This window comes from Streptomyces sp. YKOK-I1, assembly GCF_054660435.1.
The window spans coordinates 9,736,564-9,761,445 of the sequence record NZ_BAAGDR010000001.1; the positions used below are offsets into that span (position 1 = coordinate 9,736,564).

General features: G+C 71.6%; 16 protein-coding genes. 8 read left to right on the plus strand and 8 right to left on the minus strand.

The genetic code is table 11. The features are described 5' to 3' along the window. The first annotated feature begins 7 nt into the window (after positions 1 to 7). The 3 genes from ACYQ8Q_RS43195 to ACYQ8Q_RS43205 all read left to right on the plus strand — a co-directional run bounded on the left by ACYQ8Q_RS43195 (position 8) and on the right by ACYQ8Q_RS43205 (position 3,458). Complete coding sequence (locus ACYQ8Q_RS43195; RefSeq protein WP_460072699.1) at positions 8 to 859, plus strand: SDR family NAD(P)-dependent oxidoreductase; 852 nt, start codon at positions 8 to 10, stop codon at positions 857 to 859. 89 nt (positions 860 to 948) lie between these two features. After that, positions 949 to 2,127 (plus strand): amino acid deaminase/aldolase, encoded by a 1,179-nt coding sequence (locus tag ACYQ8Q_RS43200; RefSeq protein WP_460073745.1) that lies wholly within the window; start codon positions 949 to 951, stop codon positions 2,125 to 2,127. Between the two features lie 59 nt (positions 2,128 to 2,186). Beyond that, on the plus strand, positions 2,187 to 3,458 hold the full coding sequence (locus ACYQ8Q_RS43205; protein WP_460072701.1) for an MFS transporter: 1,272 nt from the start codon (positions 2,187 to 2,189) through the stop codon (positions 3,456 to 3,458). Positions 3,459 to 4,289: 831 nt separating this feature from the next. Here ACYQ8Q_RS43205 and ACYQ8Q_RS43210 read toward each other — a convergent pair. From ACYQ8Q_RS43210 to ACYQ8Q_RS43230, 5 genes are all read right to left on the minus strand, one after another. Beyond that, the gene (locus ACYQ8Q_RS43210) at positions 4,290 to 6,536 is read right to left on the minus strand and encodes a glycoside hydrolase family 3 C-terminal domain-containing protein (RefSeq protein ID WP_460072703.1); all 2,247 of its coding nucleotides are present in this window, start codon (positions 6,534 to 6,536) and stop codon (positions 4,290 to 4,292) included. A gap of 244 nt (positions 6,537 to 6,780) precedes the next feature. Further along, positions 6,781 to 8,067 carry an MFS transporter gene (locus ACYQ8Q_RS43215; RefSeq protein WP_460072705.1) on the minus strand — a complete coding sequence of 429 codons (1,287 nt, stop codon included), beginning with the start codon at positions 8,065 to 8,067 and terminating at the stop codon, positions 6,781 to 6,783. A 75-nt stretch (positions 8,068 to 8,142) separates the two neighbouring features. Beyond that, on the minus strand, positions 8,143 to 8,913 hold the full coding sequence (locus ACYQ8Q_RS43220; RefSeq protein WP_460072707.1) for an SDR family NAD(P)-dependent oxidoreductase: 771 nt from the start codon (positions 8,911 to 8,913) through the stop codon (positions 8,143 to 8,145). Positions 8,914 to 9,212: 299 nt separating this feature from the next. Further along, positions 9,213 to 9,848: a TetR/AcrR family transcriptional regulator gene (locus tag ACYQ8Q_RS43225; protein ID WP_460072709.1), complete on the minus strand. Its 636-nt coding sequence runs from the start codon at positions 9,846 to 9,848 to the stop codon at positions 9,213 to 9,215. Between the two features lie 698 nt (positions 9,849 to 10,546). After that, positions 10,547 to 12,040, minus strand: coding sequence for an MFS transporter (locus ACYQ8Q_RS43230; protein WP_460072711.1), 1,494 nt, complete (start codon positions 12,038 to 12,040; stop codon positions 10,547 to 10,549). Between the two features lie 506 nt (positions 12,041 to 12,546). Between ACYQ8Q_RS43230 and ACYQ8Q_RS43235 the strand changes: the two genes are divergently transcribed. Continuing rightward, the gene (locus tag ACYQ8Q_RS43235; protein WP_460072713.1) at positions 12,547 to 15,384 is read left to right on the plus strand and encodes an alpha-L-rhamnosidase; all 2,838 of its coding nucleotides are present in this window, start codon (positions 12,547 to 12,549) and stop codon (positions 15,382 to 15,384) included. 125 nt (positions 15,385 to 15,509) lie between these two features. Here the strand turns inward: ACYQ8Q_RS43235 and ACYQ8Q_RS43240 are convergent, their stop codons facing one another. Both ACYQ8Q_RS43240 and ACYQ8Q_RS43245 read right to left on the minus strand, forming a co-directional pair. Beyond that, a complete protein-coding gene (locus ACYQ8Q_RS43240; protein WP_460072714.1) occupies positions 15,510 to 16,586 on the minus strand; it encodes a sensor histidine kinase in 1,077 nt (358 codons plus the stop codon). Further along, on the minus strand, positions 16,580 to 17,308 hold the full coding sequence (locus ACYQ8Q_RS43245; RefSeq protein WP_460072716.1) for a response regulator transcription factor: 729 nt from the start codon (positions 17,306 to 17,308) through the stop codon (positions 16,580 to 16,582). The genes ACYQ8Q_RS43240 and ACYQ8Q_RS43245 overlap by 7 nt, the downstream gene beginning before the upstream one ends. Positions 17,309 to 17,550: 242 nt before the next feature. Between ACYQ8Q_RS43245 and ACYQ8Q_RS43250 the strand changes: the two genes are divergently transcribed. Both ACYQ8Q_RS43250 and ACYQ8Q_RS43255 read left to right on the plus strand, forming a co-directional pair. Then, positions 17,551 to 19,827 carry an MMPL family transporter gene (locus ACYQ8Q_RS43250; RefSeq protein ID WP_460072718.1) on the plus strand — a complete coding sequence of 759 codons (2,277 nt, stop codon included), beginning with the start codon at positions 17,551 to 17,553 and terminating at the stop codon, positions 19,825 to 19,827. A 250-nt stretch (positions 19,828 to 20,077) separates the two neighbouring features. Further along, positions 20,078 to 21,037 (plus strand): alpha/beta hydrolase, encoded by a 960-nt coding sequence (locus tag ACYQ8Q_RS43255; RefSeq protein ID WP_460072719.1) that lies wholly within the window; start codon positions 20,078 to 20,080, stop codon positions 21,035 to 21,037. A 314-nt stretch (positions 21,038 to 21,351) separates the two neighbouring features. On the opposite strand, the gene ACYQ8Q_RS43260 is transcribed toward ACYQ8Q_RS43255, so the two are convergent. Further along, positions 21,352 to 22,662 carry a cytochrome P450 gene (locus ACYQ8Q_RS43260; protein ID WP_460072721.1) on the minus strand — a complete coding sequence of 437 codons (1,311 nt, stop codon included), beginning with the start codon at positions 22,660 to 22,662 and terminating at the stop codon, positions 21,352 to 21,354. A gap of 396 nt (positions 22,663 to 23,058) precedes the next feature. On the opposite strand from ACYQ8Q_RS43260, the gene ACYQ8Q_RS43265 reads away from it, so the two are divergent. Next, entirely contained in the window at positions 23,059 to 23,274 is a 216-nt protein-coding gene (locus ACYQ8Q_RS43265) for a DUF4177 domain-containing protein (protein WP_460072723.1), read from the plus strand. A 732-nt stretch (positions 23,275 to 24,006) separates the two neighbouring features. Further along, positions 24,007 to 24,807, plus strand: coding sequence for an AfsR/SARP family transcriptional regulator (locus tag ACYQ8Q_RS43270; protein ID WP_460072725.1), 801 nt, complete (start codon positions 24,007 to 24,009; stop codon positions 24,805 to 24,807). Positions 24,808 to 24,882: the final 75 nt, after the last annotated feature.

A 24,882-nucleotide genomic window follows, 5' to 3' on the forward strand; every position in this document is an offset into this window, starting at 1 on the left:
TGAGGCCATGAGCAAGCAACCCCCGCACGATCGCGTCGTCCTCGTGACCGGCGCGGCGGCCGGTATCGGAGCCGCGATCGCCGAGGCCGCGGTCGGCGCCGGCCACCGTGTGCTGCTGACCGACGTCGACGAGGCGGCCGCACGGGCCACCGCCACCCGCCTCGGTGGACGGGCCGCGGCCTTCCGCCTCGACATCCGGGATCCGGAGGGCTGGACCAAGGCGTTCGACGCGGCCGAGGCGGAATTCGGACCCGTCGACATCCTGGTCAACAACGCCGGCGTCATCACCACCGGCAACACCCGGGACCTGAGCCTGGAGCAGCACCGCGCCATGGTCGAGGTCAACCTGATCGGCACCATGACCGGCGTCCACACGGCCATCCCCAGGATGACCGAGCGGGGCAGCGGCCACATCGTCACGATCTGCAGCATGAGCTCGTTCCTGGCACTGCCGGGATACGCCACCTACGGCGGCACCAAGCACGGGCTGAGGGCCTTCCACCACGCCGTCGCGCTCGAGGAACGACACGGCCCGCTGGACTTCACGATCGTCCACCCCGCGGCCACCCGTACCCGGATGCTCGACCAGGAGCTCAACGACCCGACCGCGATCACCGCGTTCGCCGAGAAGTCGGTCACGCCCGCCGAGGTCGCGAAGGCCGTCGTGGAGACGTTCCGCACCAAGCCGACCGAAGTGGTCTTCCCACCCCTCGCCGGCCGCGTCCAGCAGATCGCGGGTGCGGTCCCGCAGCTCATCCGCCTGCTCGTGCCCACCATCGAGGCCAAGGGGCGGCGCGAGCGCGACCGCCTCCTGCGCACCGGCCGCACCCGGTTGTCGGACCCGTCCGGAGGCTCGTGATGACGATCGAGGAAAGCCGTACGAGTACCTCCACGACATCCGTGCCCGACCAGGTGCGGGCCGCCGTCAGCGGGCTGAGCGAGGTCCGGATGACCCGTCTCGCCCAGGCCACCGAGCACCTGGAACCGCCCTTCGCCGTGGTCGATCTGGACGCCTTCGACCTCAACGCCGCCGACCTGGCCCGCCGTACGAACGGCCAGGCCACCGTCCGCCTGGCCAGCAAGTCCGTGCGCAGCCGCGACCTGATCCGGCGCGCGGCCGAACGGCCGCGCTACCAGGGCATCCTCGCCTTCACCCTGCCCGAGGCCCTGTGGCTGGCCGAAGAGCACGACGACGTGGTCATCGGCTACCCGACCACCGACCGGGAAGCGCTGCGGAGGCTCGCCGCGGACGACCGAGCCGCCGAGCGCGTCACTCTGATGGTCGACTCGGTCGGCCACCTGGACTTCGTCGACGAGGCCGTCGGCCCGAAGCGCCCCGACCTCAGGGTGTGCATCGACCTGGACGCGGCGCTCGAACTGTTCGGCGGGCGCGTCCACCTGGGCCCGTACCGCTCTCCCGTGCACACCCCGCGGCAGGCCGCGGACCTGGCCCGCGCCATCACCGAGCGGCCCGGCTTCCGGCTCGTGGGCGTGATGTCGTACGAGGGCCAGATCGCCGGCCTCGGGGACAACCCCCTCGGCTCCCCGGTCCAGGGGATCCTGCGGCGGGCCATGCAGCGCCTGTCGGCCCGCGAACTCGCCGAACGGCGGGCCGCCGCCATCGCCGCCGTCGAGGCCGTCGCACCACTGGAGTTCGTCAACGGTGGCGGAACCGGCTCCGTCGAGCAGACCTCCGCCGAGCACGTCATCACCGAGATCGGTGCGGGGTCGGGGCTCTACGGCCCCGGGCTGTTCGACCACTACCGCCGCTTCCGGCCCCGCCCCGCCGCCTTCTTCGTCATGCCCGTCGTACGCCGCCCCACGGCGAGGATCGCCACTCTGCTCGGCGGCGGCTGGGTCGCCTCCGGCCCGGTGGGCACCGACCGGCTGCCGACCCTCAGCTGGCCCGAGGGTCTGAAGCTGACCCCGCTCGAAGGGGCCGGAGAGGTCCAGACCCCCGTACTGGGCGGGGCCGCGCACGCCATGCGGCTCGGCGACCACGTGTGGCTGCGGCACGCCAAGGCGGGCGAACTGTGCGAACGCGTCAACACTCTGCATCTGGTGTCCGGCTCCGAGATCGTCGGCCGGGCGCCCACCTACCGGGGCGAGGGACACGCGTTCCTCTGAATCCCCGCCGTGCCACCCCCCACTCGCCCTTCTGGCCGAACCCACCTCCCGGAGGCCCGATGTCCGCCGAGTTCACACCTCCCGCGCCCGTGGTCGCGGCAGCGCCCGTGGGTGCTGTCACGCGGGGACCCGGCAAGCCCGTGTCCCCGCGCTGGACAGCCGTGTACAGCCTGGTCTGGCTCGGCTACTGGATGGCCAACCTCGTTCCCCTGCAGCTGCTGATCCCGCAGCAGCTGCAGGAGATCGACCCGGCCGGCAAGATCACCGACTACGCCGTCGTCAACGGCGTCTCGGGCTTCGTCGCTCTGCTCGCGCTCCCGGTCGCCGGCGCGCTGTGCGACCGTTCCCGCAGCCGCTTCGGCCGGCGCAGGGCCTGGCTCGGCGGCGGCGCCCTCGTGTTCGCGGCCGGTCTGGTGGCCACGGGCCTGCAGAACACCGTGGTGGGAGTGACCGTGGTGTGGTCGGCGACCATGCTGGGCCTCGGTGCCGCGACGGCCGGGCTCACCGCGGTGATCGCCGACCGGGTGCCCGAGCGGCAGCGCGGCATGATCTCCAGCGCCATCTACGGGCCGCAGGCCCTCGGCGTGGTGGTCGGTATCGCCACCGTGTCGGTGTTCAGCCTCTCGGCCGCGAAGGGCTACGTCGTCATGGCGGTGCTGCTCGTGGTGTGCGCTCTGCCGTTCCTGCTCTCGTACCGGGACGTCTCGCACGAGACGGAGCCGGCGCTGTCGTTGCGCGCGGTGTTCGCGTCCATGGCCGACTCGCTCAGGAACCGCGAGTTCGCCTGGGCCTTCGGCGGGCGCCTCCTGGTCAACATGGCCAATTCACTCGGCACCTGTTACACCCTCTATTTCCTCGCGGACTCCCTCAAGGTCGAGGACCCGGAAGGCAGCCTGCTGCTGGCCACGATCGCCTACCTGCTCGCCGGGCTCGTGGCCACCTACACCGCGGGCGCGCTCTCCGACCGTCTGGGCAGACGCCGGATCTTCGTGGCCTTCGCCGCCTTCCTCCAGGCCCTCGCCGGCTTCCTCGTCGCCGCCTTTCCCAGCATGTCCCACGAGATCGTCGCGTCCGCGCTGATGGGCGGCGGTTTCGGTGCCTACATGGCGGTCGACCAAGCGCTGATCACCCAGGTCCTGCCCGATGCCGAGAGCCGGGCGAAGGACCTCGGGATCATGAACATCGGCGCGATCGTCCCGCCGGCCCTCGCCCCGCTCATCGCCAGCGTGATCATCACCTCGGGACTGGGGTATCCGGGCCTCTTCACCACCGTCGGCATCGGCGCGGCCGTCGGCGCGGTGCTCACCTACCGGGTGCGCTCGGTGCGGTGAGGCCTCCACCGGACCACGCGGGCGGGGCTGGGGAGACAGTGACGGGGGCGGCGCGATCGGCACGCGCTCGGCGGGACCCGCAGCTCCGAGCGGAGCAGGAGCAGGGGCGGTACGCCCCCCCACGTACGTCAGATCAACGAGATGGTCGATACCTTGCGTGAGCAGGACGGGCGGGGCTGGATGCCGTACGTCGCGCCCTGGCACGGGGGAGCGGAGCCTTGCGTCCTGTCCGTTCCGCGGGACCCCGGCCCCAAGACCTAGGAAGGCGCCGGCTCCGGATTCCTGTGTGTGGCAACGACGATCCGACGGCGGAGCTTCAAGCCCAGATCCTCGAGGAGGCCGGGATGGCGCCGGGTGACGTCACACCTGGAATGCCTACCCCTGGTACATCAACCGCTGTCTGGAGGTGGTCAGCACCTACCACCCCGGTCGGCAGGCTCTCTTCGTGCGAGACCCGGAGGAACGCGCCAGCCCGCGCGCAGCACCGTATCGACGCCTGTCAGAGGGTCGGCGTTGTAGACGAAGGTGCCGACGTCGAGGCCGGCCGATTCCTCGCGGATCCGCTCGATGACGGCCGGGTCGAGCAGGTCGCCCGCGAGGGTGCGTACCTGGACGCCGTGCCTGTGCGACCCGGTCGGCAGTGGCCCGCAACGGACCCGGCTTGGGGGCCACGAGGAGCAGATGGACGCCCGACTTGCCGAGCCGGTCGGCGAGTTCCGCACCCACTCCTCACTTCGGCACCGGGGTGGTGCGAGGTGCGGTACGGCGAAGGCTGCGCCCCCTGCGACGAGCGGAGGAGGCGGAGCCGAGTGGTGCGGGGACCGGTTCTGATCACACAGGCGTGCGGCTGAGGTCCATGAGCCGCTCCAGGAACTCTTCCGGCAGCGGGACCGGCAGGAAGCCGAGGAACTGGCGCATCGGCATGGACTCGACCATGCGCATCGCGTCCTGGTTCTCCGCCGCGGCGGCGGCCTGCTCCTCGGTCATGCCGGCCATCATCGCCTCGGTCAGGGCGGGGCCTGCCGCGGGGTGGCCGAACCACTCGCCGACGGTGGAGTCCAGCGTGAGCGGCTTGGCCAGCTGGTCACCGGCGAGTTCCAGGGGGACGGAGGCGACGACGTCGTGGGCGTTGTCGCCCAGTTCCACCTGGTACCGGCCCGCCGCCACGGTCCAGTCGTCACGAGTGATGTCCCAGAAGGCGAAGGCCCGCCGGTCGAGTTCGATCACGACGTCCGTGCTCTCGCCGGGGCCGAGGGCCACCTTGGCGAAGCCGCGCAGTTCCCGGGCGGGGCTGCTGACGGGGCGCTGGGGCGCCGCGACGTAGATCTGGACGACGTGCTTGCCGAAGCGGTCACCCGTGTTGGTGATCTTGACCGTGACCCGCGCCGTGTCCGGGCCGGTGGCGGTGATCCCGAAGTCGCCGTGTTCGAAAGTGGTGTAGCTCAGACCGTGGCCGAACGGGTAGCGGACGGGGACGTCGGCGCTCTCGTAATAGCGGTAGCCGACCATCACGCCCTCGCCATACCGGACGTGCCCCTGCTCGCCGGGGAAGTTGAGGTAGGACGGGGTGTCCTGGAGCCGGAACGGGATGGTCTCGGCGAGGCGGCCGGAGGGGTTGACCCGGCCGGTGAGCACGTCGGCGATCGCACCGCCGCCGGCCTGGCCGGGCAGCCATGCCTCCACGATCGCGTCCACCTCGTCGTGCCAGCTTTCCAGGCTCACGACGCCGCCGTTGAGCAGGACGACGACGGTTCGGCGGGCCGCCCGTGCCACCGTATGGATCAACTCGACCTGATCGTCCGGCAGCTGGAGGTGTTCGCGGTCGAAGCCCTCGGACTCGTCGGCCTCACGCAGGCCGACGACGAGGACGGCGGTGTCGGCCTGCGCCGCGACGGCGACGGCCTTCGCACGCAGCTGTGCCGTGTCGGCTTGCCCGGTAATGTCGTAGCCCGGCGCGAAGTCCACATGGGCGTCCGGGAGCTGGGCGCGCAGCTGTCGCAGCGGGCTGTCGACGCAGGTGGCGTTGACGTGCGAACTGCCGCCGCCCTGGTACCGCAGGGTCTCGGCGAACTCGCCGATGACGGCGACCCGGCCGGTGGGCGCGAGTGGCAGCGTCCGCTCCTGGTTCCTGAGCAGGACGAGGCAGTCGGCGGCGACCTCGCGGGCGAGCCGGTGCTGGGCCTCCTGGTCGACCTCCACCGGGCCGGGCTCGGCCCGTACCCGTCCGGCCAGCGCCCGCAGTCGTGCCACGGCGGTGTCCACCACCGACGCGTCCAGCCGGCCCGCGCGCACCGCCGCGGCCACCTCGGCGTCGGTGCCGCCGCCGTTGCCGGGCATCTCCAGGTCGGTCCCGGCGAGCAGTGCGGCGACGCGGTCGCCGACGGCGCCCCAGTCGGAGACGACCAGGCCCTCGAAGCCCCATTCCTCCCGCAGCACCTGGGTGAGCAGCCAGCGGCTCTCCGACGCGTACACGCCGTTGACCTTGTTGTAGGAGCACATCACCGTGGCCGGCCGGGCCTCGGTGACGATGCGCTCGAAGGCCGGCAGGTAGATCTCGCGCAGGGTGCGCTCGTCGACGTCGGCGCTGACGCGCATCCGGTCGGTCTCCTGGTTGTTGGCCGCGAAGTGCTTGACCGAGGAGCCGACGCCGGAGCTCTGCACACCCTGCACGTGGGCGGCCCCGAGGACACCGCTCAGGAGCGGATCCTCCGAGAAGTACTCGAAGTTGCGGCCGCACAGCGGGGACCGCTTGATGTTCACGCCCGGCCCCAGCAGCACGTCCACTCCGAGCGAGCGGGCCTCGCGGCCCAGGGACTCGCCGAGGCGGCGCAGGAGAGCGGGGTCCCAGCTGGAGGCGAGGGCTGCGGCGGGCGGGAAGCAGGTGGCGGGCTCGCTGGCGTGGATGCCGAGGTGGTCCGACTCGGCCCGTTGACGGCGGACGCCGTGCGGGCCGTCGGAGAGCACCAGGGAAGGGATGCCCGCCTCGTCGTGGGCCTCGGTGGACCACAGGTCACGGCCGGAGAGCAGTGAGGTCTTCTCGTCGAGGCCGGGGGAGGCGTCGGCGGGGCGGTGGGTCATGGTGGGGGTTCCTCGGGGTTCCTCGGGATTGCCGGGTGTGCCGGGCATGCGGGACGGGACAGGTGCGAAGGGCGTGGGTGGCGGGCGCGGGAGGTGGCTGCCGGGCCGTTTCCTGAGGCACGGAGCGGGCGGATTCGACGGAGCCTGGATCGGGCAGCCGCCAGGCGCTGCCATGAGGCTGGGGCTCGGTGGATTCGACGGCCCGGGATCGGGCTGCCGTCGAACCCCGTGGTGAGGGTCGGGCTCAGCGGACACCGCGGATCCGCCGCACCGTCAGCCCGCCCGCCACGGCGACACCCGCCGCCGTCAGGAAGAGAAGCGTGTAGTTGTGGCCGCCGCCGATCGCCAACAGGCCCGGCGCGACGAGCGGGGCGACCGACTGGGGCAAGGCACTGGCGATGCCGAAGACGCTCATGTACTTGGCGCCCTCGGTCTCCTTGTTCGGGATGACGTCGGTGACCAGGGCGATGTCGACCGCGCCGAACACGCCCGCGCCCAGCAGGATGATCTGCGACCCGACGAACACCTGGACGAACGACGACGCGGTGGCGACGAGGCAGAACCCGACGGCGAACGCCGAGGCGGCGGCGTAGATGAACGGCTTGCGGCGGCGCAGTCGGTCCGAGTGGATCCCGCTGGCGACCGCGCCGACGGAGGTCATGATCAGTCCGACGCCGCCGGTGAGGGCGAGCAGTCCGGTGACCTTGTCCAGCTCGTAGCCCAGGTGGTCCGTGAGGAAGTAGAGCTGGTACGTCGACAGGAACATCAGGGAGAGCTGGATCAGGAAGCGTCCGGCCCAGGTCCAGCCGAGGTCGGGGTGGCGGCGCGGGTTGGAGGTGAGGCCGCGCAGCATGGCGATGACGCCCTGGCCCGTGCGTTCCTCGGGCCGGATGGCCCGGTCGGGCAGGAAGAGGACGACGGGCAGCAGCGCCAGGCAGGCGACGCCGGCCGGGAGGAGGAGCAGCAGCAGGCCCGATCCCTTGAGCGGGTTCGCGAGCTGGAAGCCGATGACGCCGGCGATCTGGGCGGTGAAGCCGAGCAGGCCGGAGACCTTGCCGCGCTGCTGCTCGGGGACCTGGTCGGGCAGGATCGCCTGCAGGGCCGTCATGATCGCGCTGAGCCCCAGCTGGCTGACGACGAATCCCGCCATGACCCCCGTGACCGTGGAGGCCAGGCCGGTCGCGGCGGCCCCCGCGAGCAGCACGGGCATGCCCGCCAGGATCCACGGCTTGCGCCGGCCGAGGCGGGCGCTGGTGTTGTCGCTGAGAACACCGAAGACCAGTCCGGAGACGATGCTCGCGAGGGTGCCGAAGCCGACCACGAGGCCGAGGCTGGCGGTCTTCCCGTCCGGGTCGACGCTCTGCAGCCGCAGCGCGAGCGACACCAGGAGCGGGGTCATCACCGCGAGGTAGACGCCCAGGTAGGCGATCACGTACAGGGTGATGAAGCGGCGGTCGACCGGGGTCGGCTCGTCCGCCGGCGGCGCTGGCGCCTCGACAGGCAGGGGCAGTTCGGCTGCGGGGTGGGACATTCTCTCGGCCTCCGGCCGTCCGGGCACGTCAGTGTGCGGTGCGTGGTGAGGGCTGCGCCTGCGGCGGAGCGCTCGTCACTGGTGGGTGCCGCCGTCGATGCGGATCTCGGTTCCGGTGATGAAGGCGCCGTCGTCGGAGACGAGCATCGCGACCACGCCGGCGACGGTGTCGGGCGCGCCGAAGCCCTCGCCGATGGCCGGGGTGAGCTTGCCGAAGAGGTTCCAGTCGGTGTCCTCGGGCACCAGCGAGAAGATGTTCTCGGTGATGCCGCTGGAGATGCTGCCCGGGTTGATGTTCACCGCGCGCAGGCCCTGCTTGCCGTACTCCTGGGCGATGGCGTGCGTGAAGGAGAGGATGCCGCCCTTGCTCGCCGAGTACGCGGCCATGAAGGGGTGGGCGAACTGGGCGGAGGTGGAGCTGAAGTTGACCACCACGCCCTTACCGGTCTCCAGCAGGGCGGGCAGTGCGGCCCGGGTGACCAGGAACGTGCCGGTGAGGTTCACGGCGATGACGCGGTTCCACAGGTCGAGGGAGCATGCGTGGGTGTGCGCGCCACGCAGCATGCCCGCGACGTTGACCAGGGCGTCGAGGCCACCGAGCCCGGTGACGGCGTCCGCGACGACCGTGTTCACGGCGGTCTCGTCGGAGACGTCCAGGACGGCGGTGTTCAGCCTGTCCCCGGCCCCGGTCTCGGCGGCGAGGGCCGCGGTCCGCGCCAGTCCGTCCTCGGCCACGTCGGTGGCGACGACTCGGGCGCCCTCGGAGAGGAGTCGCAGGGTCGTCGCGCGACCGATGCCGGAGGCGGCACCGGTGACGAATATGCGTCGGTTGTCCAGGCGTTCCATTGAGTTACCTCTGTGGGTCTTCGTGAGGGAAGCGACGGCTCTTGGGGGACCGGCGTGGCGGGCGCACGGGAGTGCGAGGCCGGACGGGGCGTCGTACATGTCGGGAAGCGGCTCTGTGCACGCCAGGTCGCGCACGCTTCGCCGGTCGACTGTACGGCCAAAATGCGAATGCCGCTAGCTTTTCGCGGCGCAATGTCAGCGGACTTCATCGGAGTCCGCGGGTACGGCGAGAGGACCGCGCGGCGGGCCGCACGGTCTGTGGACGGGCCAAGGGTGGGCGGGACGAGGGGCGCGCAGGATCAGGCGGGGTCGCCGAGCGCCGCCTCGGGCGAGTCGCCGTCACGCGTGACGGCCGTGCCGAGGCACATCAGGTTGAACGCCTCGACGGTCTCCGCCATGTCGACGCTCGGATCCAGCAGCCACTGCAACTGGAGCCCGTCCGAGAGGGCGAGGAGCATCCGTGCCATGTGATCGGGCCGGACGTCCGTACGGACCTCGTCGCGCTCCTGTGCCTTGCGCAGCCCGTCCTCGATGCGCCCGGTCAGCTCGGCGTACCGCTGGGTGAAGAACGCGTGGGCGGGATGCTCCGGATCCGACGCGGCCGCGGACAAGGTGACGAACAGGTCCACCAGGCCGCGCTGCCGGGCGTTGTGGGCCGCGGTCCTCGCGACCGCCTCACCCGGCGTCGTCACGTCCGCGGTCGCCTCGACGTCGAGGGCGTCGCGCTCGGCGAGCACGGCCAGCAGGAGTTCCTCGCGGGAGTCGAAGTAGTGCAGTACGCCCGCCTGTGACATGCCCACGCGGTCGGCGATCTCCTTGAGGGACGCGCCGCGTTCGCCGTGCTCGCTGAAGACCTCCAGGGCCGCGCGCAGGATCTGCTTCCGGCGTTCGAGGCCCTTGCGGTAGGGGCCCCGTGGCTTGCGTGGTGTCGTCACGCTCCGACGGTACTTCACGACCGGCCTCTCTCGGCCGGTGGGGCGTCGGCTGTGATCATGACGACCGGGTCACGGCGGTTGTGGGCCGTGTGCCGGGCCGCCGCGCGGCGGCCCGGAAGCCGCACGGTCCGGGCGGGGTCACGCCCCGCCTCGGTCCGGGTGCTGCGGGCGCGGGTCGGCGCCGGGCGCCGGGGCCTGTCGTTTGGGTCATGCCGCGCGTCGCGGGGTTGTGGCACGCACCCCCCCCCGGAGGGGGACCCCCAGCGGCGTTGTCGTCGGTCGACGACTCCTCCACGCCCGGCTGCGCTCGCGCGCGAGGGACCCCCGTCGCGTCGCCGCCCTCCTCCGCCGTGCAGCCGCACGCACCACACCCCGACCAGGTCGGCCGAGAGGCGACGCCGGCCCGGCCGGCCCGATCCACACGACAGGCCCTGGAAAGGCGGACGGGAGCGCGGCGGGAGCCGGGCGGAGGTCGGCCCGGCGGCGACGGCCGGTGTCAGGGTACGGGCGTCGCCGCCGGTGATCAGTGTCTCCCCGGCCCTGGGGCAGCACGTTCCGGCGCCGCGTGAAGCCCGCTTCGGCAGCGGGGTGCGAACGGGTCATGCCTGTCCTTCCCTCATCGCGAGGACGGGAGAGATGACCGGGACCGCCGTGGCGGGGCAGTGGTCGCACGGCGGTCCCGGATCCTGTGGCGGCGGTCAGGAGGCGGTCAGGGCCTCGCCCGCCTCGACCTCCTGGGCCCGCCGTAGCTTGGGCACCAGCAGCACGGAGAGCGCTCCGACGCCGGCCAGGACGGCGGCGAGGAGCATGGCGTTCTTGTAACCGGCGTCGAGGTAGAAGCGGGTGCCCTGGACGACGTTGCTGTCCTTGGCGAGCACGACGTACGCGAGCTGGGTGATCACGGTCGTGATCACACCCTGGATCATGCCCTGGAGCCCGTTGGCGGTGATCTGCTCCTGCGGCGTGACGGCCTCGATGATCAGGACCGGCACGGACGAGACCATCAGACCCATGGCGAGCGCGGAGATGACGCCCAGCAGGATGAGCTGCATGTTGGTGTAGTGCCAGGAGCGCTGCAGCAGGAATCCGACGGTGGCGAGCACGGCACCGGCGGCCAGCGGAACGCGGGCGTCGAGTTTGCGCAGGGCGACACCGCTGCCGAAGCCGACGATCAGGATGATGAGACTCGCGGGGATGCCGATGACGGCGACGTGCGTGGCGGTCATGCCGAGACCGTCGGAGACGGTGGGGATCTTGGGGTAGAGCATCAGCAGCTGTCCGATGATGCCCGTGCCGTAGATGGCCGAGGCCACCAGCGCCGTGGCGAGGAAGGTGCTCCAGACCGCGCGGCGGCCCAGCATGCCCAGGTTGAACAAGGGGTGGGCGACCTTCAGGTCGGTGATCACGTAGACCGCCACGGCCGCGGCGCCGCCGACCATGAACGCGAGTGTCCCGCGGTCGGTCCAGCCCCACTCGCCGCCCTTGCCGATGCCGTAGGTGAGGGCGGCGAGGCCGCCTCCCAGCAGCGCGCCACCGAGCCAGTTCACGGAGGTGCGCGGTGCGCGGTACGGGGTCTCCGGGACGACCGTGAGCAGGAGCAGCAGTCCGATGGCCGTGGCGGCGCTGAGAGCCCACAGCACACCGCGGAAACCGAAGCTGTCGAGCACCCAGCCGGTGAGGAAGGGGCCGCCGAGCGCCACGAAGGCGATGCCGCTGCCGATGAAACCGCTGGCCGCGCCCACCTGCTTGGGCGGGAACAGCTCCCGGACGCCGGAGTAGGCGAGCACCGCGATCGGTCCGTAGAAGCCGGCGATGCCTCGGCCGACCAGGAGCATGCCGTAGCTGGTGGCGAGCGCCGCGATCACATCTCCCACGAGTCCCAGCAGGGTGATGGCGATCATCATGTTGCGCTTGCCGTAGAAGTCGGCGAGTTTGACCACGAACGGCGTGATCACCGTGGCGACCAGCGCGTTGACGAGGATGAACCACCCGATCTCCGTGGTGCGGAAGTGCTGGGCGACGGACGCCTGCGCGTTGCCGCCGAGCATGCCGGCCAGGGACAGGAGCTGGGTCGGCCACATCAGGGCGATGGCGATCAGCGCCAGGCGGGCGCCCATGCCGGATCCGCCGGCTTCGTCGGCCCGGGCCGGGGCGGTCGCGGGCGGCGGGGACGGTGTGGTGGAAGAAGACACGGCGATGTGACCTCTCGTAGCAGGGGAGGGAGGACCACGCGGCTCGGCGGTCCGGGCAAGGGATGGCCGTATACGGGCGCGGGGCGCCCGCAGCAGCGGCCGGAAGGGACGGGAGCGGTGTGTCGTGGCGAACGGAGCTCCCGCTGGGGACGGGCGGTGGGGGAGCGCCCTGATCCGAACGGATTGGAACCTTTCAATTCCGTGGCGGCCATCGTGGGTATCGCCATCCGGGGTGTCAACCCCCGAGTCGCGGTTGAATGCGCGGCGTGTGGGGCGGATTCCGGAAGAGTGATCCTTGGAGCTGTCGGGTGCCTGAACTGGTCGGATCAAGGTGTGTACGGGAAGTTCACCCGCCGGAAACCTAGCGCCGTTCGGGATTCATGGCTAGGGTTTCGGCCAGAGAATCTCGGCCCCGCGTATGTGAATCGATTCAAGACGATGCATGACTGCTGATCCGGGATGGACAGGCACACACCCGTGCCCGGCGTGATAAGTGAGGACGCTTCGTGAGCCAGGAAACCCGTACCCAGCCGGGCACCGTGACGGATGTCAGGTTCGAGCACGTGCGTGACGCACTGGGCATCGGAACAGGCCGCCCCCGGCTGTCGTGGACGACGCTCACCGACGCCCGTGACTGGTTCCAGACGGCGTACGAGATCGAGCTGACCACCGACGGCACCACCGTCGTCGCGGTCGACTCGGCCGACTCCGTCCTCGTGCCCTGGCCGTTCGAGCCCCTCGGCTCCCGCGGCCGGGCGACCGTCCGGGTGCGCGTGACCGGCTCCGACGGCGAGGCCTCGCCGTGGAGCGAACCGGCCACCGTGGAGACGGGTCTGCTCTCCGTCGGCGACTGGTCGGCCTCCTTCGTCACCCCCGACTGGGACGAGGACGCGCAGGCCGAGCAGCCCTCCCCGCTGCTGCGCCATGAGTTCGACCTGCGCGGCACGGTCCGTTCGGCGCGCCTGTACGCCACGGCCCTCGGTGTGTACGAGGCGGAGATCAACGGCGTCCGCGTCGGGGACGACGTGCTCGCGCCCGGCTGGACGGCGTACGACAAGCGCCTGCGGTACCAGACGTTCGACGTCACCGCCCTGCTCCACCCCGGCCGCAACGCCCTCGGTGCGGTGCTCGGTGACGGCTGGTTCCGTGGCCGTATCGGCTTCGACGGCAAGACCCGGGCCATCTACGGCGACCGGCTGGCGCTCCTGGCCCAACTGGAGGTGGAGTACGAGGACGGCACGACCGAGCGGGTGGCGACCGACGGATCCTGGCGAGCCGCCACCGGCCCGATCGTCTCCTCCGGCCTCTACGACGGCGAGACCTACGACGCCCGCCTGGAGCGCTCCGGCTGGACGGAACCCGGCCACGACGAGTCCGGGTGGCGCGCCGTGCGCGTCCTGAACCGAGACCTGAGCACCCTCGTGGCCCCGGACGGACCGCCGGTGCGCCGTATCGAGGTGATCGCGCCGGTCGCCGTGACGACCTCCCCGTCGGGCAGGACGGTCGTCGACTTCGGGCAGAACCTCGTCGGCCGGCTGCGGCTGACCGTGTCCGGCGAGGCCGGCCGCCGCATCACCCTGCGGCACGCCGAGGTCCTGGAGGACGGGGAACTGTGCACCCGGCCGCTGCGCACCGCCGCCGCGACCGACACCTATACCCTGCGCGGCGACGGCACCGAGATGTTCGAGCCCCGCTTCACCTTCCACGGCTTCCGCTACGCCGAGATCACCGGCCAGCCCGACGGCTTCGACCCGGCGGCCGCCGTACGCGCCGTCGTCCTGCACTCCGACCTGACCCGAACCGGCCACTTCGCCAGCTCCGACGAACTCGTCGACCGCCTCCACGAGAACGTCGTGTGGGGCATGCGCGGCAACTTCCTCGACGTCCCCACCGACTGCCCCCAGCGCGACGAGCGCCTCGGCTGGACCGGTGACATCCAGGTCTTCTCACCCACCGCCTCCTACCTCTACGACAGCGCCGGCTTCCTCGGCTCCTGGCTGGCCGACCTCGCGGCCGAGCAGGGCGAGAACGGCGTCGTCCCCTTCGTCGTGCCGAAGGTCATCCCCGGCGCCGACACCCCGACCGCGGCCTGGGGCGATGCGGCCACGGTCGTGCCGTGGGTGCTGTATGAGCGTTATGGCGACACCGGGATCCTCACCACGCAGTACGACTCGATGCGCGCCTGGGTGGACCACATGGCCTCACTCGCGGGTGAGGACCTGCTGTGGGACAGCGGGTTCCAGTTCGGCGACTGGCTCGACCCGACCGCTCCTCCCGGCCGCCCGGAGGCCGCCGCGACCCCCGGCGAACTGGTCGCCACCGCCTACTTCTTCCGCTCCGCCGACATCGTCGCCCGCACGGCGGGACTCCTGGGCCGGACCGAGGACGCCGAGCGCTACCGGACCCTGGCCGACCAGGTCCGAGCCGCCTTCCGGGCGGAGTACGTCACCCACGCGGGCCGCATGATGTCCGACGCGCCGACCGCCTACGCCCTCGCCCTCTGCTTCGACCTGCTGGACACGGACGCCCAGCGCGAGCGGGCCGGTAACCGGCTCGCCCAGCTGGTCCGAGGCAACGGACACAGGATCGCCACCGGTTTCGTCGGCACCCCGCTGATCTGCGACGCCCTGACCCGCAGCGGGCACGTCGAGACGGCGTACCGGCTGCTGCTCCAGCAGGAGTGCCCGTCCTGGCTCTACCCGGTCACCATGGGCGCGACCACCGTCTGGGAGCGCTGGGACAGTCTGTTGCCCGACGGCACGGTCAACCCCAGCGGCATGACCTCCTTCAACCACTACGCGCTCGGCGCGGTCGCCGACTGGCTGCACCGCACGGTCGCCGGCCTCGCCCCTGCCGCACCCGGCTACCGCCGACTGCGCATCGCACCGCGTCCCGGCGGCGGCCTCACCCGGGCCGAGGCCCGCCTGCACACGCCCTACGGTGACGCGGAGGTCTCCTGGTCCCTGTCCGGCACCGACCTGACGGTCACGGCCCTCGTCCCGCCGAACACCGTTGCCGAGGTGGCCCTCCCCGGCGACGGCGACACCGTCGAGGTGGGCTCGGGCCGCCACACCTGGGCGGTCCCGTTCGGCACCGACCTCGCCGAACAGGCGCCGCTGTCGGTGGACATGACCGTGGACGAGGTGCTGTGCCGGGAGGACGCCGCCCGCGCCTTCAAGGACCTGCTCATCGCCTACGTCCCGGAGGCCGCGGCGTTCATCGAGAGCGGTTCCGGAGCCCCGACGGGCATGCCCGTCCGGGCCATCGCCGGAATGCTGCCCAACGGCGAGGACTTCCTGACCGACCTGGAGGAGAAGTTCGCGGCGCTGGACGGCCGCGTCTGACGGACCGATCGGCAGGCCGTTCCGCTGCCGGCGTCCCGAGAGGTCACCGGCAGCGCGTGGACCGCCCGGAAAGGGGTGCGCCCGGAGTGACGGGCCGCCACGACACCCCGTCGCAGGAGTGGCGGCTACGCGTGCCCGTCCCGACCTGCTGGACGCGCCGTCGCGTCGTGGGCTCGCAGGACGACGTCCACCCGCGTCCCCCGGCCCGGAACGCTGTCGAGGCGGATCCGGCCATGGTGCAGATCCGTGATCGCGGCGACGATGGCCAGGCCGAGTCCGCTGCCCCCGCTGCCCCGGCTGCGGCCCTTGTCGGCGCGGTAGAAGCGGTCGAAGACATGGGCGAGGGACTCTCTCGGGATGCCCGGACCCGAGTCCTCCACCCGCAGCAGCGCCTCGTCGCGCGATGTGCCCAGCCGCACCCGGCAGGGCGTGTCCGCCGGGGTGTGCATGCGGACGTTGCCCAGCAGGTTGCCGAGCAGGCTCCGGAGCTGGGCCTCGTCGCCGAGGACGGTCACGTCCGGCTCGATGTGTGCTTCGAGGGGGCGTGACGGCTCCACGGCCACCGCGTCGCGGCAGCAGTCGCGGACGAGCCGGCTCATGTCCACCGGCTCCAGTTCCGCCTCGTCCTGGGCGTCGAACCGGGCGAGCATGAGCAGGGACTCGACCATCCCTGTCATACGGTGGATCTCCGAGAGCATGCGCGCTACCGCCTCGTCCACCGCAGCCCGGTCCGGCAGGGCCCCGCTCTGGTACAACTCGGCGTACCCGCGCAGGGATTGAAGGGGCGTGCGCAGTTCGTGCGAGGCGTCGGCCACGAATCGGCGCATCCGGTCCTCGGACTGCTCCCTGGCGGCGAGCGCGGCCTGGATCTGCTCGAGCATGCCGTTCAACGCCTCGGCGAGTCGCCCGACTTCGGTCCTGGGAGCCGCGGCGGCCTCGGTCAGTCGCTGCGCGAAGTCACCGGCCGCGACGACGTCGGCCGTGTCCGCGGCCCGCTCCAACGGGCGCAGCTCCCGCCGTACGACCGTGGTGCTCACCAGGGCCACCCCGGCCAGCCCGGCCAGTTCCACGAGCACGATCACGGCAGGATCGCCGCTGACGATCCAGGCCAGCGCCGTGGCGGCCATGGCGGCCGCGCAGAGCGCGGTGACGACCACGCTCAGACGCGTGCGCAGGGGCGACTGGCGCAGCCGGCTCAGCATCCCGGCTCCCGGATGACATAGCCGACACCTCGCTGGGTGTGGATGAGGGGAGGCCCGAGCGCGTCGAGCTTGCGGCGCAGATAGCTGATGTACGTCGCGACCACGGTGTCGTCGCCATTGAAGTCGTACGACCAGACGTGGTCCAGGAGTTGGGCCCGTGGCACGACCCGTCCGCTGTGCAGCATCAGGTAGCGCAGCAGCCGGAACTCGGTGGGGGAGAGGTCGACCGGTGTGCCCGCGCGCCGCACGGAGCGGGCGGCCGTGTCGAGTTCGAGGTCGGCGATCCGCAGGACCGCGGCTTCGTGCTCCGGCCGGCGCGTGCGACGCAGTACCGCACCTGTCCGGGCGGCCACCTCCTCGAGACCGAAGGGTTTGGTGACGTAGTCGTCGCCGCCCGCGGTGAGCGCCTTGACCAGGTCCTCGCGGGCGTCGCGGGCGGTGAGGAAGACGACGGCGTGCGGGAGGCCGTCCGCGCGCAGCCGCCGCATCACCTCGATGCCGTCCCCGTCCGGCAGCATGATGTCCAGCAGGATCAGTTCGGGCAGGAAGTCGCGGGCCTCGGTCAGGGCCTCCTGCGCCGTGCCCGCGGTACGGACCTCGTAGCCGATGAACCGCAGGAAACGGCCGACCGTGTCCAGGATCGCCGGCTCGTCGTCCACCAGCAACAACCGCCCGAGCGACTGTTGTGCAGGTGCCGTGCCTGCGGCGATCCGGTCCGGCATACGCGACGTCCTGTTCCTCCGGGCGGCCGATCCGCGCCCTCCTGTGGTGCTCAATCGATCATCTCCGACCCGTGCGGTCCGTTCCATGGGAGTTGTGTGTGAACAACGGCCCTGCGAGGCCGGATCGAGCGAGGGGGAGCCGAGGACTTCCTACGGTGGATCACCCAGGCCTCGTCGGCAGGCGCACGCCGCCGACCGGGGCACTGCTGGCATCCCCGTCCCCGGCCATCGGGAGTCTTCGCGTGTCCACCCTGCTCTACCGCCTGGGCCGTTTCGCCTACCGGCGGAAATGGTCCGTCATCGGCGCCTGGTCCGTCCTGCTGCTCACGGCGGTCGCGGCGGCTCTCGGCCTGATGAAGCCCTTCACCCCGTCGACGACCATCCCCGGCACCGAGGCCCAGCGCACGCTCGACGTCGTACGGGCCGAGTTCCCCACCGACGAGTCGCATCTCACCGGCAGGATCGTCCTCCGCGCCCCGGGCGGCGAAACCCTCACCACCGGGGACGCGGCCCGCGTCGTGCGCCGGACGGTGAGCGGGGCGGCGGACCTTCCGGGCGTACGGTCGGCCACGGCGCCCGCCGCAGCGGCCGGGACCGTCTCGGCAGACGGCCGTACGGGCATCGTCGCGCTCACCTTCACCACCGACAAGGACGGCACCCTTTCCGGGGCCACGGAGCGGGGCGTCGAGGAGCTGACCGCCGACGCCCGTGGCGCGGGGCTGACCGCCGAGGCCGGCGGTGACGCCTTCTCCAAGGTCGAGGTCGAGGTGATGGGTCCCGGAGAGGCCGTGGGCGTGCTGATCGCCCTGGGCGTCCTGGTCTTCGTCTTCCGGTCCCTGCGCGCCGCGGTCGTGCCCGTCGCCACCGCACTCGTCGGGGTCGCCGTGGGCGTCCTCGGTCTGCTGAGCCTGACCAGCGTGGTCACGATGGACAGCACCTCGGTGATCCTCGCCGTCATGCTGGGCTTGGCGGTCGGCATCGACTACGCCCTGTTCATCGTCTCCCGGCACCAGACCCAGGTCAGGGCGGGCATGGACCCCGAGGAGTCGGCGGGCCTCGCGACCGGCACCGCCGGCGGAGCGGTCGTCTTCGCGGGCGCCACCGTCGTGATCGCGCTCGCCGCGCTCTCCGTGGTGAACATCCCCTTCCTCACGGTCATGGGACTGGGGGCCGCCGCGACGGTCGTCGTCTCGGTGCTGATCGCGGTCACGCTGCTGCCCGCCGTGCTCGGCCTGATGGGACGCACCGTCGTCACCAGTACGGTTCCGGTGCTGCGCCGATCCTCCGAACGCGCGGCCCGGCGCGCGGCCGACCCGGACCGCCGGCCGGACGCGGGCCTGCGCTGGGCGTCCATGGTGGCCCGCCGCCGCTGGACCGTCCTCGCCGTCTCCCTGCTGGGCCTGGGAATCCTGGCCGTCCCGGCGGCGGACCTGCAGCTCGGCCTCGGCGGTACGCAGGACCCCGACACCTCCGCGGCGCGGGCGCAGAAGCTCGTGGACGACGGGTTCGGCCCCGGCTACAGCGGCACCCTGGTCGTCCTGGTGCAGGGAGAGAAGTCCGCGGTCGTCCCGGCCGCCGAGCGGATGGCCGCTGTGGTGAAGGACCTGCCCGGCGTGGCCTCCGTGTCCCCGGCGGTCCACGCCGAGTCCGGTACGGCGGCGCTGCTCAGCGTCACCCCCTCCAGTGGCCCGGAGACCGAGGCGACCAAGCGGGTGCTGGCCGAGATCCGCCACACGCGCGGCTCCGTGGAGGAGAGCACCGGCACCGAGATCGACGTCACCGGCACCACCGCCGTCAACATCGACGTGGCGAACAAGCTCTCCGCCGCCCTGCCCGTCTACTGCCTGCTGGTGATGGGCCTGGCCCTGGTCCTGCTGATCGTGGTGTTCCGCGCCCTCGCCGTACCGCTGAAGGCCGCCCTGGGTTTCCTGCTGTCCCTCGGCGCCTCGCTGGGCGCGCTGGTGGCGGTCTTCCAGTGGGGCTGGCTCTCCGGCCCGCTCGGCATCAAGGACACCGGTCCCGTCCTCAGCTTCCTGCCGATGCTGCTGGTGGGCATCCTCTTCGGCCTCGCCATGGACTACGAGGTGTTCCTGGTCTCCCGGATGCGGGAGGAGTACGCGCACGGTACGCCGCCGCCCGAGGCGATGATCCGCGGGTTCGGGCACGGCGCGAAGGTGGTGACCGCCGCCGCGTTGATCATGATCGCGGTCTTCGGCTCCTTCGTCTTCGCCGACATGCAGGTCATCAAGGGCATGGGCTTCGCACTCGGCATCGGAGTGCTGCTGGACGCCTTCGTGGTCCGGATGACGCTCGTACCCGCCGTCATGGCGGTCCTGGGCCGTGGGGCGTGGTGGCTGCCCCGCTTCCTCCAACGGGCCCTGCCGGACATGGACATCGAGGGTGAAAGGTTGGCGAGCCGGCTGGCATCGGCGTCTGTCCCGGACCAGCGGCGGCCGCACCCGGCCGCACCCGAACAGGCAGCCGCCGCGACGGCCGGTTCGGGGAACGGACGGTCCTGAACGGACACCGATCGGCGTGCCGTCCCCGCCGGGAGGCGACGGCACGCTGTTCCAGGAGCACTCCACAGTGAAAACCTATCAATGTTTGGGATTGAGGTTACGATCCTGAGGTCGGGAAGCCCGATCCGTGCCGCCGGTCCCTGGCCCGGCACGGATCCCGCCGCTTCCCCCGGCCGCCGACGAGAGCCCGCGGGGCCGCAGTGACCGTCGAAGGATGACCCCGTGCCGGGGTCGGCAAGGAGCCGCAGCCATGCCCAGTGCCACGTATGCCCTGATGGAAGGGTGGTTCCAGGAGGCGGCCCGCACCCGTGGCCCCGTCGACCTCGCCGCGGAGCGCGCGGAGGCGGCGCGCTACGCCGACATGTTCCAGCCGATCCCCGGAGTCCATGCCGAGCCCGTCGACGGACTCGGGAGCGGTTCCTGGCTCATGACACCGCAGGGCGCCCGCGACGACATGGTGATCCTCTACGTCCACGGTGGGGGGTTCAGGACCGGATCGGCCGCCGGCACGCGGGGCCTCGGGGCGTATCTGGCGCTCGCGACGCGGGCCCGTGTGCTCCTTCCCGAGTACCGCCTGGCTCCCGAGAACCCCTTCCCCGCAGGGCTCGACGACTGCCTGGCCGCCTTCGACGTCGCCGCCGGTCTGGCGCCGAAGGTCGTCGTGGCCGGTGAGTCCGCGGGGGCCAACCTCGCCCTCGCCGTGCTCCTGAGCCGTGCCCGGGAGGAACAGCCGGCGCTGCTGGCTGGTGTGCTCTACTCCGGTGTCTTCGACCTGCGGCCGGAACGCTTCTCCACGGGCAGTTGGCGGGGGCACGACAGCACCGACCTCCTCCTGCCGGAGGAACTCGGCCGCGTCATGCACGACGACTACCTCGCCGGGCACCCCGCCGACGACCCGCTGGCCAGCCCGGTCGTCGCCGACCTAGGGAGCCTGCCGCCCCTCTTCCTCCAGGTCTCCAGCGCCGAACGCCTGCTCGACGACTCGATGGCCCTGGCGGACCGGGCGGCCCGCGCCGGCGTGCACGTCGAACTGGAGGTCTGGCCGCGCATGTTCCACGCCTGGCACGTGGCCGCCGGCTTCCTCCCCGAGGCCACGGAGGCGGTCGCCCGCAGCGGCGCCTTCATCGGCCGCGTCGCCGACGGGAGGATTGTGGACGGCGCGGCGTTGCTGGGTGGTCCCGAGAGTGTGGCCGAGGTGACGAACGGCTGAGGGGTGTGGGCCGGCGGGGCATCCCATGTGTCGTCACTCCGGGGTGCTCCGGCGTAGTCCTGCCTTGGACGGGGGCGGCGCAGATGTGCTTTCGGACCAGGACACCAGGTCCAGCCGTGTGCGCACGTCGCGTCCGCTCGACCTCGTGGCCCAGCCACGGTTCAGCGCGCCTCCGGCGTATTCGGTAGGCCCGCTTCCCGTTCCTGAGGAGCGCGACGCCCACGCAGCGAGGCCGAACCGAAGGCGGAGGAGCGGGGGAATCCCGCGCGCCGTGCCCTCCAGCGCAGGGCGTGGGGCGGTCCTTCAGCGGGCGATCATGCCCGGAGCGGTGGGAAGCGCGCCCGCAGGCCGGCGGGTGCGAGGCGGCCGACGAACCGCGGGAGCACGGACGAGGCGTTCGACGACTCGATGGTGAAGCGTTGCGCGATCCGCGAGGTGGCGAGCGTGAGCTGCCGTATGGCCAGGGCCGAACCCAGGCAGACCCGTGGCCCGGCGCCGAACGGAAGGTAGGCCGAGCCGGGTGCGGATCGCCCGTTCGACCACCGGCTGGGGTCGAACTCGTCCGGCCGCTGCCACCACCGGGGATCCCGGTGGATCAGGTAGGCGTTGAGCAGTACATCGTCACCGGGGCTCACCGACCACTCACCCAAGGCGGTCGTCGTACGGGCGGTGCGCGTCATCAACCACGCGGGCGGATACAGGCGGAGTGTTTCCCGGACCACGGCCTCGGCCAGCGGGAGTGCCGACGGGAGCTGCGCCGACGGCAGCGGGGCGTCGGCGTCCGCCGCCCCGTTCGCCTCGTCACGGAGGTCACCGACGAGCAGGGGGCGGCGGGCGAGTTCCCACACCACGGAGGTGAGCGCGGCGGCGGGCACACCATGGCCGCCCATGAGGATGCTGTGGAGCGTCGACGTCACGGTGTCGTCGGGCATGTCCGGATCGGCGTCGAGCAGCATCCCGAGCAGGTCGCTGCGGGGCTCCGCGGTGTTCGAGGCGCGCCGTTGCCGGACGATCCCGGTCAGCCCGTCGGTCAGGCGCCGGTAGGACCGGAAGAAGTGGCGGTGACGGGGGATCGGCAGCCATGCGGGGAACTCGTAGGACGAGTCCGTGAACGGCTGGGTGGCGCGGATGATGTCGTGGAGCAGGCCGGGGACGTCGGCGGCGTCCGTGCCGAAGCAGTGGTCGGCGATCGCCCGGGAGCTGAACGCCCGCAGGGTGGTGAGCACGTCGACCTCGTGGTCGGCGCAGCCGGCCATGACCGCGTCGAGGATCTCGACGGTCCGGTTGTCGGATGCGGCCACCGCCGAGCGGTTGAGCCCCGGCCACGCGGTGCGGCGCGCGGACATCCATGCGCTGGCCTGCGCGGTGGCCTGATCGAGATCCCGCCGCATGTCGAACGGCGCGAGCTCGGTCACGAAGTCCCGGCCGGTGCGGGTGAGTACCTGGTGGGTGATGTCCGGGTCGATCACGAACACCGTTTGTTCGTCGAAGGAGAAGACGTCACCGTATTCGCGGTGGCACCGACGCAGGAACCCGATCCGGTCGGACTCGTACGCGTGCGTATTGCCCGTCAGCAGGCGCCCGCGCGGGCCCGGCGGCCGTCCGAGCCCTTCGCGGCGTGCCATCGGGCCTCCCCCCAAGAAGATCGCAGGACCCCTCGGACGGGACCCTGCGATCGGCGTGTGCCCCTGTGTCGGGCTACCGGAGCTGGTAGGGCCAGTACGGGTAGCGTCCGCTGACCCGTTTCCTGCCGACCAGGAGAGCTACCAGGCGTCGTGTCCGTTTCATGAACACCCCATTGCCATCTGGGCGAATATTTGTCCGATCGTGCCACGGCCTCTCACGGGCGAGCAATATGTCGACTTGAGGACAAATCGCAAGGGCCGAAAACCACCTGAGCTCCGGAGGAGAGGAAGCGCGGGCTCGAATGCGGAGGCCGCCGTGTTCGGTGGTAGCCGGGGATGATTGTCTGGTCCCGGCCATCGCACCCCGACCCGGCTCGGCCGGCAGGAGGACCCGTCATGAGCAGCGCCCAGGTCTACGAGTACAAGGTCGTCACGTTCCGGGAGTCGCTGATCGGCGACGCCTTGGACAGCGACAAGCTGGAGAAGGTCCTGAACAAGCACGCCGAGGACGGCTGGGGCCTCAAGGCCATCACCTCCGCCGACGTCAAGGGCCGTATAGGACCCGGTGCCGTCGAGGGCCTCCTGCTGACCTTCGAACGCCCGCGCGGCTGACCGCACCCGACCCTTGCACCGCCAGGGGGGCGGCAGGTCCCACGGAGAGGACCTGCCGCAGCTCCTGGAGACGGGCTCACCTGGTCCGTCCGGCTGCGAGCCGAGGACGCCGCGACCGCGGTGTCGTACGACTTCGTGAAGAGCGAAGGGCCGTGGGGCGTGTGACGGCGGCAGTGCGTGGCGGCTGCGCGAAGAGTGCGGTCGGCCCGGCGGGCCGGGCTCCACGGCTGGCGTCTCCGCGCCGGGCGCGCTGTGCGATCGCGGCGGGATAATCTCCGTTCGGAGCGATCGCTGTTTGCATACGCAGCGCGCTTCTTAATAAAACCTTGTATGCGCCACATGCCGTCACCGCAATGCTTTGTCTGGTTCGACGGCGGCGTCGCACCACTCCTCGGAGACACTTTCCAGCCAGCTATGCCAGGGGTACTTGCCGTCGGGCACGGGTGCCGGTTTCCATGGAGTGGTGATCAACAAGTTCTGCGTTCGGCAGGCGTACGGCCCGGTCGGGGCCATGGATGCAAGGGAGGGGCAGTCCGTTGCGCTGCCGGGGGACTGACCCTGTGCACGCTCGATGTCGTGGGAATCTGCGTCCGCCTCATCCAGCGTCGACAATGTACGCCGTCGGAATTCGCGCCCTATTCTTCCTGCCTTCCCGGACCTGATCCGGCGCGGTTTCCTGTGTCCCATGGGAGATTCATGGAGATCAAAGTTCTTGGACGCTTACAGGTCACGGTGAGTGGCCGTTCGGTCGTGCCCGGGGATCCGGAGTCCCGCAGGATCCTGGCCCTGCTGGCGCTGCGCGCCGACCAGGTCGTGCCGACGTGTCTCATGGCGCGGGAACTGTGGGCCGATGGCTCACCGCCCGGCGGCGACTCCCGGATCGTCGCGCACATCGCCTCCCTGCGGCGGCGTCTGACCGAGGCGATCCAGGCGTCGGACGCGTTCGGCGGGGGCCGGGCGACCGGCGCCGACCTGTTGGTCTCCACCCCCACCGGCTATCGGCTGGACAGCTCGGGCGGAGTGCTGGACGCCCGGGAGTTCGAACGGCACATCGGCGCCGGATACCGGGCGATGGCCGCCGGGGACGCGGCGCGGGCCGCCGAACGGCTCGGCCTCGCCCTCTCCCTGTGGGGCGAGGACGACGCACTGGGGGATCCTGATCTGGGCCCCGTGCTGAGGGGGCACGCCCGTCGGCTGCACGAGGCCAGGATGACGGCCGTCGAGCAGTGGGCCGCGATCGAACTCCAGCTGGGTCACCACCGGGAGCGCCTGGACGCCCTCGCCGAACTGGCCGAGCGGCACACCACCCACCAAGGACTGCACCGTCACTACATGACGGCCCTGGCGCGCTGCGGGCGGACCGCCGACGCGCTGCGGGTCTACGAGCGGCTCGGCAGCACACTGCGCCGTGAGGGCGGCGCCGGCCTCTCCCCGGACGTGCGCCGGCTGCGGGACCGTATCGTGCTCCACGCCCCGGGACCCGACGGCCGGCCCGGGGCGCCCATGGCACTGCCACCGTCCTTCGCCGGATGACCCCCGCAGCAGGACCGGCAGCGGTTCCGGTGGTTGCTCCGACACCCGATCCGGGACCCGATCCGGGACCCGCTC